This window comes from Pseudomonas mediterranea CFBP 5447, assembly GCF_000774145.1.
In the GTDB taxonomy this organism is placed as follows: domain Bacteria; phylum Pseudomonadota; class Gammaproteobacteria; order Pseudomonadales; family Pseudomonadaceae; genus Aquipseudomonas; species Aquipseudomonas mediterranea.
Map to the genome: position 1 here is coordinate 15,183 of NZ_KN322981.1, position 15,475 is coordinate 30,657.

Here is a 15,475-nt window from a genome sequence, read left to right on the forward strand (position 1 = left end):
GTCGATGACTGAGGCCGATTCACGCACTTCGCGCATGGTGCAGTTGATGGAGAAACTGGCGCCGGTCGAGGGCTACAATCTCAGCGCGCTGGAGGACATCCGTTTCCTGCGCTCGAACCGCCCGCTGGCGCGCACCCCGGTGTTGTATGACCCCGGTATCGTGATCCTCTGCCAGGGCCGCAAGCGCGGTTATCTGGGCGATGACGTCTACGTCTACGACGCCCAGCACTACCTGGTGGTGTCGGTCCCCGTGCCGTTTACCATGGAAACCGACGCCAGCGAAGCCGAGCCGATGCTGGCGGTCTACATGCGCCTCGACTTGCAACTGGCCAGCGAATTGATGCTGCAGGTCGACGAAGCCCTCGGCCCAAGCGATGCCCCGCCCAAGGGCATGTACGCTTCACCCATGGACGATCAGTTGTGCGCCTCGACACTGCGCTTTCTTGAAGCCATGAGCGATCCGGGCGAAGCGCAGATACTCGGGCCGTCGCTGATACGGGAGATCTACTACCGTATCCTGACCGGCGAGCAAGGTGGCTCGATGCGCGCCGCGTTGAGTCGCCAAGGGCACTTCGGCCAGATCACCCGCGCGATCCGGAAAATCCACAGCTGCTACGCGGAACGTCTCAGTGTCGAGACGCTTGCCCGGGAAGCCAACATGAGCGTGCCCACCTTTTACCTGCACTTTCGCAACGTGACGGACGCCTCACCCATGCAGTACTTGAAGTCAACGCGTCTGCATCAAGCGAGGCTGCTGATGCTGCGCAACGCGATGAGCGCTTCGACGGCGGCGTTCAACGTCGGCTACGAAAGCGCCTCGCAGTTCAGTCGTGAGTTCAAGCGCCTGTTCGGTCGGGCGCCCCAGGCTGAGATCGAATGGATGAAGGCGACTTATGCATTGCCGGCGGTGTCTGGGTCGTCCGGTTATGTTTCGTCGCATTAGTGGACTCTGGCCTGGTCAAGCGCTCCTGGGACGTCCGAGGCAATCGGAGGAGACCTAAAGCTTCGCCTTTATACCGCAGAGGCATCGGCGGTTTGCTGCACCGACAGTCGGCAATGTGGAGTGGCCAGAAACGGCGAAGCCCGCATTGGGCGGGGTTCACTGAGTGTTGAAATGGTGGGCCGGGGTAAGTTGAATTGGCTGATTAATATATTGATTAGTAGGCTTAATTTCGGTTTGCATAGTGAGCTAGGAATACCAACTGGAATACTGTGACACCTATTCAGGGCCCCCAAAAACCAACAGTGACGTCTGTAAGCCGACCTCCGCCTCAATCGCGGCCGACCTGGTAGAAGCGTCAGCCAACTCGGACTGAGCTGTGCGAGCTCTTGCTCCGATATCGGGCCTCGGCTGAGAACCTAGGCCGCGCATCGAACTGGCGGCACCGCCGGTCATCAGCCTACGCTGCAGTAGGCTGAGCACTTACCGCGATCAGATGCGCCTAGGGGCTGCTCTCCAGGCTATGCGGCAAATGCAGAAAGCCGCTTCGCTTCAGGCCGCCGACTCTGGGGTTGAGCTTCCAGCTTTACGACAGTAACTGCTCAGGCTAAGGTGCTGGCATAAGGACATTATCTTCGGCATTTGTCCACGGAAGGTCTTTGGGTGCACGTAATGCATCCTGCTCACACCGTGTGTGTGGCCCCCCAAAAAATTGTGCTTGGCGACGTGCTGTGATTGACCCAGCCGGATGGCCGCTGGGGCATCAGTGTCGCTAGCGCGGTCTTGCCGAACATCGAAAAATGCTTAACTGAAGGCGGAAGGTATGGATTCATCAACGTTGGTGCACCTATGGGATGCAGCAAGCTATGAGCAGCTGATTGCACCCGTAATGGTTGTTGGTTTCGTTTTCATTCTTTGCGCTTGTTATGTTGTTCGTTACCTCTGGAAGTCATTCAAACTTAGCGCCCAGCTGAAACGGTTGACTATTAGCTTGCAGAGCGTGAAAACTCTCGCGCCACCCTTTCGGCGCGCTGAGCTGGAGCGGCTGTTCAGTAGCGGCAGACTTGAGCATTCTTGGCGCGAGTATGCTGAAACGCTGCACGATCAGTTCGAGTTCCAAGAAGGCGAACAGGTTCTTATCCGGTCGCGATCCACCACCGGAGCTGCACATTTTTTCTCAGCTCAAAGTGTTGTTGATACTCCGCTGGGTACCGAATTTTATAAACACCTACCTGGTATCTTGACCGGCATCGGTATTGTTGGAACATTCTTTGGATTGATGCTGGGCCTTCAGCACTTTGATCCGAGCACTCCTGAACAGGTTAATGCAAGCGTCGATAAACTGTTGAAAGACGTGCTGTTCGCTTTCATCGGCTCCTTCATTTCAATCTTGGCTTCTATCGCCGTCACCCTTACTGAAAAGTTGCGCTTGGGGCACTGCTACAAGCTGCTTGAGGCATTCAACGAAACAATCGATGGCCTTTTCGACAGCGGAGTCGGTGAGGAATACCTGGCTGAGCTGGTGCGCTCCAGTGCTGAAAGCTCGGTGCAAACCCGTCAGTTGAAGGACAGCCTCGTTACAGATCTGCGGGAAATGTTACAGAACCTCGTTGATACCCAGGTTCGTGAAAGTCTCAAATTGGCAGATACCTTATCGACGACCTACCGTGACTCTGGGCAGTTGCTGGCCGACCAGGTGAGCGGAGCAATTGAAAATAGCCTCAAGTCGCCACTTGAAGCCATCGCGGGTGCAGTGCAGGCCGCCAGTGGCGATCAATCCGGGCAGGTACAGAACCTGCTTCAGGATGTTCTAGTGGCTTTCATGAACAAGCTGGAAGGTACGTTCGGCCAGCAGTTCAATGGCCTGCACGAGTTGATGGGCCAGTCAGTTGCTGCCATGCAGTCGATGCAGCAAGGCTTCTCGACGCTGATCCAGGATATGCGTTCGGCTAGCGAGTCCTCCAATCAAAGCAGTTCGACTATGATTGCCCAGCTACTGGCCGATATGCAGGCCGGACAAAACGCCATGCAAGCGGGGATGAACGAGATGCTCGCCAATCTTCAGGCTTCGGTTGCCCGTATCGGCAACGAAGGAGAGGGGGCTGGCGCTCGAATGGCCGAGCAACTGGAGAAGCTGTTCGCTCAAAGCGAGGCTCGCCAGCAGGCAATGGCTGAGAATCTCCAGGCTTTTGTCGAGTCAATCAAGCAGGCCATCGGCCAAGGCCAACAGGAAACCATGGCCAAGATTGCAGGCTCTGTCGAGGTGCTGGGTGAGCAGCTCTCGGCCGTCTTCAAGCAACTGGAGCATGGTCGGCAGCAGATGGATCAATCCACCCGTGCAGCCCAGGCTGACTTGCACCAAGGTACCCGCGACCTGGTGGGTGGCCTCGACGAGCAGGTCAAGGCTTTGCTGCAGACGGTTTCCGAGCAACAGAAGTCTGCCCAGGACACCGTCAATGCATTGAGTGCCCAGACTGAGCAGCATCTGCAAAGTATGCAGTTGGGGGCTGATAAGATGCGGGCGGCGGCTGAGCGGTTTGAAACCGCCGGGCAAAGCGTTGCGCGAGCCAGTGAGTCCACTGCGGGGCTGATGGGTACAGTGCAGGGCGCGGGTACTGAGCTTGCACAGGCTTCGCGTGAGCTGAATACCGTTGTCGCGGACTACCGGAACAATCGTGAAGCGTTAGCGAAAACGCTCGCGGTCATCGAAGGGGTAGTTGCCAGTGCGCAAGGGGAAGCCAGCGGTCGCAGCCAGTATCTCCAGGACCTGAAGATTCAAAGCGAGCGGATGCAGGCGCTCAATCGCGAAGTGTATGAATACCTCGAAAACATCAGTGGTGTGCTGGGTAACGGCTTCAAGGAATTCGGTGAAGGCATGGATCGGGCGTTGAGACAAACCCTGGGCAGCCTTGACACCGAGCTCGATAAAGCAGTCAAGAGCCTCGCTGGCGGTGTGGAAGGGGTCAAGGAAAGTCTCGAAGATTTCGGCGACATCATGGAACGTATCAGGCGGTAACGGAGGCTAGTCGATGTTTGGTAAGCAAATGCCTTCGGCTGCCCGTTCAAAGGATGAGGGAGAGAAGCCTTTCTGGATTTCCTTCGCTGATTTGATGACCGCGATGATGATTCTATTCCTCGTGGTCATGGTGGCGGCTTTGAGTTCTGTGACGCAGCGGATCAACCAGGCGGAACAGGGGGAGAAGCAGCGTAGCAAGGACATCAGCCAGATCTGCGAGCACCTGAGCCTCAAGGCGAAGACTGCCAGCAAGACCATCATTGTGGACTGCAAGGACAACCGAATCAGCTTCGGCGATGCTGGCCGCTTTGGGCATAACCAGTACGCGTTGAGCAACGATGGCCAATCAGCACTTCAGGAGGTCGTGCCGATGATTCTGGACGCGGCCAACAGTGAAGAGGGGCGCAAGTGGTTCAAGCAGGTCGTGATCGAGGGGTCTACCGATACGGACGGTTCCTACCTTTATAACCTGCACCTGTCACTGCAGCGTTCGGAGTGGGTGATGTGCAGCCTGCTCGATAGTCGCAGCCCGCTCCAGGTCGGATTGTCGCCGGAGCATCAGCAGCAAATCAGATCGATGTTTCTGGCGGGTGGCGTGTCCTTCAACAATGCAAAGGACACCAAGGAAGAAAGCAGGCGAGTGGAGTTGCGCATGCAGTTCTTTGGCTTGAAGGAGAAGGAGGGCAATCTCAAGCCTGATGTGCCGGTGTTCACTAATACTGATGTGGAAAAATGTCAGTTGGCGATGAACCGATGACCAGCTCGATCGCGAGGCTTTCAGCCGCCATTAGCCAAAGCCTGTCAGCTCATCGCACGGTGCAGGCCCCAGAACCGTTGGAATCTTTCCCCCGTCTGGCTGCTGCGGGAGTCGAGCTTTACGAGCGGTTCGAGCGCGCTGAAAAGGCCTTGCCGCCACCCGAAAAAAAGCGCCGTGCTGCGATAAGCAAGTTTCGCAATGTGCTGCCACTCAACGCTTCGGAGTGGCGCTTGGTGTTCGCCGGCCTCTCAGACAAGAGTGAGCGCGTGGGGCCGATACTGGAAGATGACCAGCTTTACGCCCGGGTGCATGAAGAAGTGCATCAGCGTATCGAAAGGCGGAGGCTGAGCCGCCGGGATTGGTTGGCGCTGTGCTTCAGCTACTTTGGCTACGACGCCGCCAAGCCTGCGCAGAACGCCAATTGGTGCCTGTTACGCGAGGATGTTCAGCTCGGTTTCGAATGTGTCAGAGATCAGCACACGCGTGTGAAGGAATGGACGCAGATCGTTCAGCAGCATCAGGAGCTTTTTTCCGAGCAGGCAGGTGCCACGCTGGGTGACCAGATGTTCAAAGGTGAAATCAGCGACCTTTCGGCATTGCAGACGATTGCGCAGATCCCGGACAACAGCTGGCTGTGGCGCAGGATTTTTACCGTGCTGATTTCTCGCATTTTCATGCTGGATGACGCCGAGTTCTCTCGGCGTTTGGCCGACCTGCTCGACATCGGCCGGCAGCACCCGCGGTACATGAACGACATTCTGAGTGCATGTCTGTCGCGTTACCACTTGGCAGCTTATCGGGAGAAGCCGTCGTCGCTGCTCAAACAGCTCGCGCTCGACAATTGGGGTAGTCCGCAGATCCGCTCCAGACAAAACAGGTGGCTGCAGTATGTCGATAAAGATGTCTGTGCGATGGTTGTGGCGTGGTTTGCGAAGGAGGATCTGGAGCACTTCTTCAACCTGCTCAAAGGGGAAGCAGAAGTCGATCAATCTCGTCTGCATTATTGGCTGCGTTTTGCCAACCAGATGAGTTACACCCGGATTGTCATGGGTTCGGATGCCTGGCATGACAGCGGGCGAGACTTCGTCCACTTCCGAGAGAAGAACAAGGGGCGTCTCAGCCGACTGGTAGGCGGGCCCGGCCATAACAACGCCGTCATCATGCAGATCGGGAACTACTTTTTCGTGGAGTTCTCCGGTACCGGTAATGCCTGCTATGTGTATCAAGCAGACAAGTCACCATTCAATCCAGACAAGTTGCAGCTCGAATTGGCGAGCGAGCTGAAGCAGCCTAATCGTGCACTGGATCGAATGCGGCATTCACCTGCACCCAGCCGCCCGGACCGCATAGAGGGTTGGCTCAGCAAATTCGATTATGCCCTCGAACAATGGGGTATTCGTGTACAGAGTCAGGCCGCAGCTGCAGGTTCAGTCAAGCCGTTGCCTTTTGAAGACCAGGTCCGTGACGCTCTAAAGTCGGTCAAACACAAGGTTTATGATCAGCGCGAGCGCGGCGGTGCATTTCAGGTCCAGCTTGATGATCATGACCCGGCCGCAGTAACTGCACTGCAGCGCCTGGGCTTCAGGCCCGTCAATAACCAGCCACTCCGGTTCTGGAGACAGTAATGCTCAAACGTTTCCTCAAAGGCATTGGCCTGCAGCCGAACTCGGCAGCAGAAAATACTGAGCCGGTTTTTTCCATTGAAGAGCAGGGCATCTGTTATCCCCTGAGCTTGGCGGAGAGCACGGAGTCATGGTCGCTGGCGAGTTATCTTGATCAGCTGGAAGAAGAGGAGTTCGTCTCCCAGTTGAGCGATCGCTGGCTCTTGACGTGGGATGAGCTCTACCGGCTGCTGGATGAGCCAGAGCACGAAACAAGCCTGCCACTATTGGGGTTGCCGCCGCAGACAGCCCTCATCCCTCAATTGAGCAGCCAGGGCAGCCTTGCCTCCGACGATTTCAAGGTCTCCATCAGTGGTTGGCGTGATCCGCAGTCCAATGCCAACGTGCAGGTGCTGCGAACGGGGGCCATTGTTCAGTATCAGGGCGCTACAGAAATGCTGCCAGAGGCATCCTGGAAACTGACCGGTGCGGTACGGCAGCTTTATCTGGCACAACAAAATGAGCCCGGTGAAGTAACCAACCAGATCGGCTGGGCCAGCATCAGAAAGCTGGCGCGCAAGGCTGGCGCTGGTATGGATGGCTTTCTGGACAAGACCGTCGTTATCAAACCCGAGAAACTGCGGCTCAACCCACGAAAGTCGACATTAGGCGACACACCGGTTATCGAGCTGCAACCGAGCTTCGAAGGCCAGCCGGCCAACTGGCTTGAGAGTTTTGACGGTGCCAAGCAGGTTCAGGATCGATACCGGGTAACGGGTGACGATGGCTCGTTAACTCATGTTCTGATTGAGCCTGAAGTCAAATCGGTACTGGACTACGTGCGCTCGTTGCCTGGGCGCAGGGTAGCTGGTGACGATGCCCTTTCATTCGTCCGTAACCCTTACAGCACACTCGGCGAAGGTGCCTCACACGTGCTGGATGCCGACGCCTATGAAGACGAGCTCGCCGAGGCCGGTATTTTCTTTCATCGCTTCCATCTGGAACCCAAACTGGATGAAGCGGGCCAGCGTATCGAGCAGGTAACACTGACGCTCGAACCGATTTCTCCAACCCCGCAAGCACCGATCGAAATTGAGTTCAAAGCGGCCCATGAATTCGCGCCGCTGGTGCATGAGCTGCACCTGAAGTTGGCCGCCGGCATGCCTGCGGGGTTCTGGCAGGGCTATGAGCTGGAGCTCAGCGATTTTGATTTGCGCCAGTTGGCGGGCATCAATGACCTGCTCAAACGTTGGCAAAACGAAGCGGCCGGTGTCGAGTTTGACTCGGTTCTGGACCTGTCTCTCTACGGCGACCGTGTGACCGGCATTGGGGAAGCGGAAAGAATTACTTCGCCCTTCCTGGTAAAAGATGCGACCGAGAACTGGTTGCCGAAGGATGTGGTAGCGCTGGGCATCGATGCAGAAATCTTTAGTCGGTGGGATTCTTCCGACCTCGCTCAATTTGAAGCGTTTGAGCAGCGGCTGGACGAAGCGCGCGCGGCCGGTGATGAAACGGTCTGTTTGCCAAAGTCCGAAACGCCGCTCTCGATTACCGCTGCCGAGAAACTGTTTGATGCTTGGTCGAAGAAGATTGCACCTGTCGAGACCGGCCAGGTTGAGCAACGGGAAAAAGTAGGCCGCGCCGTACTGCAAATCGGCCACAACATTGACGAGCCAACCTATGTTCAGGTGCGTCAAGCAGCCTTACGCTCAGCTTTGGACGCAACGCCAGAGTTGCCTGACTTGCTCAAGCCTGAAGTTGTCCTGCGCGAGCATCAGCTTCAAGGTGTGGCGTGGTTGCAGCATTTGTTCCGCTTGTCCCCCACGGACGTGTCGGGTTGCTTGCTCGCTGATGACATGGGGCTTGGGAAAACGATCCAGTTGCTCACCTTCCTGGTCTGGTACCTGGAACAGTATCCAAAAGATCAGCCAACACTGATCGTCGCTCCGGTTTCGTTGCTCGACAACTGGGAGCGAGAGCTTCACCGGTTCTTCTTTGCTGACGCACTGCCCGTGTTGAAGCTGTATGGCTCAGCCTTGAGTGCATTGAAGTTCAAGAAGGATGAAATCCCTGCGGACTTGAAAGCCAAAGGCATCAAGAACCTTTTGCGCCCAGGTTGGATGGGCGATGCCCGAATCGTCCTGACGACTTACGAGACACTGCGTGATCAGGAGTTTTCCCTGGCGCGCCAGCAATGGTCCATCGTCGTGTGTGACGAAGCTCAGAAACTGAAGAATCCAGCAGCACTGGTGACTCAAGCGATCAAAGCCGTCCCCGCACGGTTCCGAGTGGCGTGTACCGGTACGCCGGTCGAGAACACACTGATCGATCTCTGGTGCCTGTTCGACTTTATTCAGCCAGGGTTCCTGGGTAGTTTGAACCAGTTTGGTCGCGACTATCAGCGCCCCATCGAGGCCGCGCTGGAGCGTGATACAGGTGCGTTGGAACGCCTGCGTGGGCTTATCGAACCGCAGACGTTGCGGCGGACCAAGCAGGACATCGCCAAGGACTTGCCGGCCAAAATCGAAGACGCAGCATGTCGTTCGCTTGGCATGCATGCCCTGCAGCGTAACCTGTATCTGTCCGAAATTTCCGCATACAGCCAGAAGCAGCAGATCGAAGAGCAGCTCGATCAGAAGACCTCCGGCATGCTGGGCTTGCTGCACAAGCTCAAGCTGATTTGTGCCCATCCTTACAGCGTTCAGCCAGACACGCGGTTGCGCGACAACTCGCCGAAGCTTCAGTGGCTTGTGCAGACGCTCGAGTCGATCAAAAGGGCCGGCGACGGCGACAAGGTCATAGTCTTTACCGAGTTGCGAGATATTCAGCGTGAATTGCAGCACGCGATCCAGGAGCATTTTGGCTTTAGAGCGACGGTCATCAACGGCGATACCAGTACCAGCAGTCAGAGCGCCAATAGCCGACAGAAGTTGATTGACCAATTCCAGGAACTACCGGGCTTCGCCGTCATCATCCTGTCGACCATCGCCGTCGGGTTTGGGGTAAACGTGCAGGCGGCCAACCACGTCATTCACTTCACCCGTTGCTGGAACCCGGCAAAGGAAGATCAGGCGACGGATCGGGCCTATCGGATTGGGCAGCAAAAAGATGTGTATGTGTACTACCCCACGGTTCGGGATGCGGCGATGCCGACCTTTGAAGCGACGCTGGATGAGCTGCTGAGTAAGCGGCGAGCGTTGGCGCGAGATATGTTGAGTGGGGCTTCGGAGCTTCAGGCTTCTGATTTTGAGGTGCTGCTTAATGCACAGTGATATTCGATTTGCCGGGAGCAGATACCTACTGTGGATACAGGTGCAGTCCAGTTGATCGGGTGCCAGTTAAATCGGCGGAGCGTGGTTCAGTCAGTGAAAAGCTTCAGACGCCTTCGACTTCGATCCCGTGCTCTGCCAACCACGTCTTGCGCTGTGCGTAGTCAGGCATGACGCGCTCCAGGCGGAGCCAAAATTCTGGGGTGTGATGTGGCTCTTGCAGGTGCACCATCTCATGCACCACCACGTATTCTGCAATGGACTTGGGCAGTAGGATTGTTTTCCAATGAAAATAGAGCTGCGCGCCCTTACCACATGAGCCCCAGCGATAGCCCAGATCCTGCACACGCACACCGCTTGGGATCAAGTCCATGCGGGTTTGGTGGTTCTTAACACGCATCGCCAGCCAGCTACGCGCATGTTCACTGTACCAACGGATAAAATGTTCGCGGGCTCGAGGCAGTTCGCTACGCAGCAGGCGGAAGCGACCGGCAGAGAGTTTCAGGGGCACATCCTGTTCATCAACCAGTTTGAGGCGATAACTTCGCCCCAGATATAGAAAACCCTCTCCGTCGACGTATTCCTTGGTGGGGATTGAGCGCTGCAGACGTTCCTTTTCGGCAAGACGCGAGTAAATCCAGAAGCTTTTTTCCGCTACGAATTCCCGCAGTGTTTGCTCCTCAATCTCTGGCGGTGCAGACAGGACAAGTGTGCCGTCACGCTCGACGGTGATCTGTAGGGTCTTGCGCCGTGCGCTACGGCGTAGCGTCAGTTGCAGGTCGTCTACGGTGAGGGTTTGATTGCTCACAGATGCATCAACCGTTCATGGCTGGCTCTCGCTTGATCCAACAGGCGGTCAGACAGCACCCCCGCTATATCGCTACCCACCAAGGGCGGACGCAGTCGCATCAGGTAATCAAATAGTTGCCCGGCCAGTTCCTCCTGTGCTGCTCGTTTGCGTGGGCTCCAGATATCGCGGTGGCTTTGGAGCTCCCCCACCAACAGATCGACCAGCTCCACTGTCACATCTTTCAAACGCAGCAGCTCGGCGGGCTGTGGATTGGCGTCGGCACATACCACATCCAGCAGGGTGCGCAGAAAGGGAGCATAGTGCTCCGGCAGATCCGGGGGGCTGTGGTCATCGCTCATTTGACCGCTGCGCAGCTCGTTGATGATCTTCTGCATCTGTTCAACCAACTGATCCCACTGCTCGCCCAGCGACTTGAGCAGCTCGTTCAGGCGTTCGGACAGCTTGCGATAGAGCACCGGATCTTCATCAGTATGCTTGCGCACATGCGAGCGAATGGCGTGCTCCATCTCTGAGGCCTTGGCGCGGTCGTTGACGCTTCGCGACAACTGTTTCTCGAAGTCTGCATCGGTGAGCTGGATCGGCGGAATCTTCGGGTCGATGCCCAGTGAGATAACATGATCGTCGATCAGTTTGCGCACCTTGGCACCGACATCCTTGCCCAATTGCGGCAGGTCCTTGTAGCGTCCGCGCGCACGTGCATGGCTGTAGGCCAGGCGCTTGGCATCCTTGACGAAGGGCAGGGCCTCGGGGCGTGGCAGTACGGTGTCCAATGAGTCGAGGAACGCTTTGAGCTTTACCGCAAATTCGGCGCGCACCTTTTCCGACTCCAGTGCGGCAATGCAGGCTTCGGCATCTTCCAGCGACTCGATGCCCTGGCGACGCAGCACATCCACTACGCGCAGATGACGATCTCGCAGTACCGGCACCTCGTCCTTGATGCTGCTCAGCGCACCTTCGATATCCTCGTCGGCATAGGCTGCCAGGGCTTCGCGCAGGTGGTTGGCGACCCCATAGTAGTCGACCACGATGCCACAATGCTTGCCGAAACCAGTACGGTTGACCCGGGCAATGGCTTGCAGCAGCTCGGCTTCCTTGATTGGCCGGTCAAGGTACATGACCCCTTCGATGGGGGCGTCAAAGCCAGTGAGTAACATAGACTTAACGATCAGGAAAGCCAGCGGGTCGGCCTTGCCCGGCTGCTCATGATTCAGGGGCTTCTTGAAGCGCTGGATCAGCAGCTCGTGCTTGCTGGCATCCGTCCAGGTTTTCCACTCGGCCGGATCGTTATTTGAGCTGGAAATAATCGGTGCGAATTCCAGGCTGCGTAGCCTGTCGCGATAGCGCCACGCCTGCACGCGCGCCTTCAGCTTGGGAGGACGCTGGCACAGTGCTTCATCGTCAAGGTCCTTGTCGGCTGCTGGCAGCGCTTCAGCCTCGGCCAGCAATTCATCACGGGCGGCCTGCAGCGCATGGAAATAGCGGATTGCCGCAATCCGGCTATAGGCTACTACCTGCGCCTTGTATCCATTGGGCAGGATATTGGTGACGTAATGTCTGAGGATGTCGCGCGCCTTATCTGCAATCAGCGCGGGGGCATCAAAGATATGGCCTTTGGTGGCGTATTTTTTCTTGATCAGCTCCAGCTCGTCCTGACTGTGCTCGCGGAACAAATCCTCGAACAGTTCATCCAGGCTCGCTCCATCTTTTAATGCGCCCTGGGCAGTGCGTCCTTCGTAAAGCACCGGCACTGTAGCGCCATCTGCCTCGGCTTCCTTGATGGTGTATTTGTCGATGAACGCGCCGAAAATTTCGTGGGTGCGTTTCTTATCGCCCATGATGATAGGTGTACCGGTAAAGCCTATGCGCACGCAGTTGGGCAGGCCCGCCAGCAGGTTTGCCTGCAGATCGCCGGCCTGGGTGCGGTGCGCCTCATCGATCAATACCAGAATGCTCTCGTCGTGGTTGAGCACCTCGAACGGCTTGTTCACAAGATAGGGCACGCGCTTTTCTGCGGCTTTGAGGGGGGGAGCAGCTTGCGCCGGGATCGGCGCCTCTCCATCGTCCTCCTGCTCGGGATTGCGATACTTCTGAATGGTGGCGAATACCAGGCCTGGGCCCTGGCGGCGTGCCAAGGCTTTAACACCCTCGATATTGGAGGCCACCTCCGGCAGTTCACCGCTCAGAGTGGCGGTGGCGGCGAGCTGGTTTTGCAGGTCTTTACGGTCAGTGACCACGATGATCTTGAAGCGTCGCAGCTGTGTATCCGTGCGCATCTTACGCACCAGAAATACCATGGTCAGGCTTTTGCCCGAGCCTTGAGTGTGCCAAACGATGCCACCGCGCTGGTCGCTTTCGCCATGCTCAAGACGTGTCTGCCCGCGTTTCATGCGGGTCACGGTACGGTTCACTGCGCGGTACTGCTGGTAGCGGCAGACCGTTTTGATGGTCTGCCCGCCAACTTGCATAAACAACATGAAGTGCCTGATCAAATCGAGCAGGTGGGCCGGCGTCAGCATGCCTGCCACCAAGCGTTCCTGCTCGGACAGCTTGGCCTTGCCCAGTTGTTCGGCTACTGACTGCTCGCTGCCGTTGCCCTCCGGGCCAACCACCGTTTTCCATTGAGAGAAATGCCCGAAGCCGGCCCCAATGCAGCCCACTCGTGCTTCGTCGTAGCTACTGGCGACCAATAGCTGCACACTGGCGAATAGAGTCTCGTTGCCCTCGTTCTCCTCGACCTCGAAGGCCGCCTTGCGCTGGTTGCTGTAACGACGTAATTGATCGACAGCCTCGGCCAGCGGTTCTGGGACGGATGGGCTCTTGCACTCCACCACCACCAACGGTATGCCGTTCACTAGCAACACCAGATCCGGGACGATAAATTTCTTGCCGCTGTTATACCCAGGCGGGCAATCCACTCGGAATTGGTTGATCACACTGAAGTGGTTATTGGCTGGCGTGGTCCAGTCGATGTACTGGATGGTCTGACCACGCCCGCCTTCCCAGCCCGGGAGGCCGTCGACAGTGATGCCTTTGAGCAGCAGCTCAGTGACCGTCTGGTTAGCTTCCATCAGCTTGCCGGCGCCTACACGGGTAATGGCCGCCAGTGCTTCGGCAATGCGCTGCTCGTCCAACCATGGCTGACCGTCACGCAGGTTGATGGCACGTAAGTGCTCTGCCAGAGCGGCCCGCTGAATCACTTCATTGAAACTGCTGCGGCCAGTGATGGCCGGGTCGTCGAGGCTGCCCTCGATATGCTTCCAGTTCAGTCCCTGTAATTGAGCCACAAAGGGTTTTTCGACGTCATCCAATTCCCAGCCCACGGTTACTCCTTTAATCCAGTTCAGGCGTGTATGGGCTCATACAGGCTTATAGCGGCTCATTCCGGCTCATTCCGGCTCATTCCGGCTCATTTTTGCTCACTCCAAGGCGCCAAGAGTGTAGGCTGCCCCTCGATTCTTGCCGCTCTGTGTAATGGCGCCTTTATTTTTCAGCTTTTTCAGCAGCTTGGCCGCCTGGTCAGTTGATATGCGACATAGCCCCATGACCTCGGCACGTTTGATTTGTCCATGCTGCTGCACGTAGTTCAACACCATCTGCTCATGTTGAATGGGTGTGAAGCCTGCTTGGCGGGTATAGCCGGCCTTGTCGCCCACGGCCTGGTACAGGCTGGCCGACAGTGTATAGCTGCGCCCTCGGGTAGAACCGTGGGCCTCGATCAAGCCGGCTTCAGTCAGTGCTTCCAAGGTGCGCTTGGCGCTAGCGGTGTCGCGCTGGATCTGTACGGCCAACTCGTCAGCTGTGACGCGCTTGCTTTCGCGTAGGGCGGCCAGGGCGATCAGGCTGTCAATGGGCAGCTCGGCATTGGTGGAGCGCTCGTGCTCGACTACCAGGCGGCGGAAATCGAGGTCGGCCTCTGCGGTGGGTAGGCGCAACACCACGCTCTGGGCGGTGGTGTAACTATAGTCCGGGGCCGGCCGGCCGAACTTGAGCATGCCGCGGAAAATCTTGTCCACGCCTCGGCCAGAGCGTTCGACCACGCCGACTCGCTTCATGGCGTCGGCCAGGGCCGGGTTGCGCGGGCGCGGTTCGGTCACCAGCAGGTTGGCCAGGGTCACGCCATCGACCAGGCCGCCGGGGTTGCTGACCACCAGGGCATCGTCCTCCAGGCGCACATGCACCGCGCCTCTGCCATGATAGTCACGGTGGACCAAGGCATTGGCTACGGCTTCACGGAAGGCGCCGAGGTCGACCTTCGGTACTGGCACGCGGAACAGGCCGACCTGTAGTTCTTCCTCTGGGTTGTAGGGACGGAAGTTGGTTTCCAGCCAGTCCAGCGCCTTGAGCAATGGGAAGCGGCGAAACTCGTTGAAGCGCACGGCCTGCTGGGCCAACACTTGGAAAGCGAACTCATGGGTGGGCACCAGTTGGCGCAGGGAGGTTTCCCGGCCGATCAGTAGCAGACCGGTAAGAGTCGGCACACGCGTACCGTCCGGTTGGCGCGCCGTGAGCAGCAGTGCGCCGTCCAGGGCTTCATCGTCCAGTTCCAACAGCACTCGGTCGCCGCCGTATTGCTGCACTGCCTGGCGCAGACGTTCGCGTTCCAGCGGGTCGAGGTCGGAAAGGGTGGCGCCGGACACCGGCTGGGCGGAGACGTCGAGCAGGCCGAAGTTGCTTGCGCGGCTACTGCGCTCATGGGGCAGCATGGCTACGCATTCGGGAGTGCCGTCGTGTTTCAAGCGGCGGCGCAGGTAAACGCCGCCCGTGGTGGCCACCTCGCCATGGGCTTTGGGTACATGAATGCGCGTCACGGTCACACCATCCAGATCGAGCGCCTCGGCCTGTACGTTAAGCGACGGCGAGGTGCGCGCTGCGACCATGCCGGCCAAGCCCTCCTGCAGGCGGTGTTCGGCATGCAGGCCGGAGGGTGTGCCGTCATCTTCGACGCCCAACCACAGCTCGCCGCCCTCGGCATTGGCTAGGCAAACCAGTGCCTCGATCAGCTCACGGTCGGGGAGCTTGCTGCGGTCGCTCTTGAATTCGACGGTGAGGGATTCGCGGGGCGGTAGGCGCTGGGACATATC

Annotated in this window: 8 protein-coding genes; 5 read left to right on the top strand and 3 right to left on the bottom strand. The window is 57.7% G+C overall.

The genetic code is table 11. The annotated features are described in order from the left end of the window. Positions 1-4 precede the first annotated feature (4 nt). The 5 genes from N005_RS03110 to zorD all read left to right on the top strand — a co-directional run bounded on the left by N005_RS03110 (position 5) and on the right by zorD (position 9,586). Positions 5-943 carry an AraC family transcriptional regulator gene (locus tag N005_RS03110; protein WP_047699331.1) on the top strand — a complete coding sequence of 313 codons (939 nt, stop codon included), beginning with the start codon at positions 5-7 and terminating at the stop codon, positions 941-943. Between the two features lie 820 nt (positions 944-1,763). Next, complete coding sequence (gene zorA1 / locus N005_RS03115) at positions 1,764-3,956, top strand: type I Zorya anti-phage system protein ZorA1 (protein ID WP_047699333.1); 2,193 nt, start codon at positions 1,764-1,766, stop codon at positions 3,954-3,956. A 13-nt stretch (positions 3,957-3,969) separates the two neighbouring features. Further along, positions 3,970-4,713, top strand: a complete 744-nt coding sequence (zorB1, locus tag N005_RS03120) for a type I Zorya anti-phage system protein ZorB1 (protein ID WP_047699335.1) — start codon at positions 3,970-3,972, stop codon at positions 4,711-4,713. Beyond that, on the top strand, positions 4,710-6,338 hold the full coding sequence (gene zorC / locus N005_RS03125) for a type I Zorya anti-phage system protein ZorC (RefSeq protein WP_047699337.1): 1,629 nt from the start codon (positions 4,710-4,712) through the stop codon (positions 6,336-6,338). The genes zorB1 and zorC overlap by 4 nt, the downstream gene beginning before the upstream one ends. Continuing rightward, the gene (gene zorD, locus N005_RS03130) at positions 6,338-9,586 is read left to right on the top strand and encodes a type I Zorya anti-phage system protein ZorD (RefSeq protein WP_047699339.1); all 3,249 of its coding nucleotides are present in this window, start codon (positions 6,338-6,340) and stop codon (positions 9,584-9,586) included. Before zorC ends, zorD begins: the two co-directional genes overlap by 1 nt. Before the next feature lie 103 nt (positions 9,587-9,689). Here zorD and N005_RS03135 read toward each other — a convergent pair whose 3' ends face one another. The 3 genes from N005_RS03135 to N005_RS03145 all read right to left on the bottom strand — a co-directional run bounded on the left by N005_RS03135 (position 9,690) and on the right by N005_RS03145 (position 15,472). Next, the gene (locus N005_RS03135) at positions 9,690-10,391 is read right to left on the bottom strand and encodes a M48 family metallopeptidase (RefSeq protein WP_047699340.1); all 702 of its coding nucleotides are present in this window, start codon (positions 10,389-10,391) and stop codon (positions 9,690-9,692) included. Next, positions 10,388-13,714 carry a type I restriction endonuclease subunit R gene (locus tag N005_RS03140; RefSeq protein ID WP_047699342.1) on the bottom strand — a complete coding sequence of 1,109 codons (3,327 nt, stop codon included), beginning with the start codon at positions 13,712-13,714 and terminating at the stop codon, positions 10,388-10,390. Before N005_RS03140 ends, N005_RS03135 begins: the two co-directional genes overlap by 4 nt. Before the next feature lie 96 nt (positions 13,715-13,810). Further along, positions 13,811-15,472, bottom strand: a complete 1,662-nt coding sequence (locus N005_RS03145) for an ATP-binding protein (RefSeq protein ID WP_047699344.1) — start codon at positions 15,470-15,472, stop codon at positions 13,811-13,813. Between the last annotated feature and the right edge of the window lie 3 nt (positions 15,473-15,475).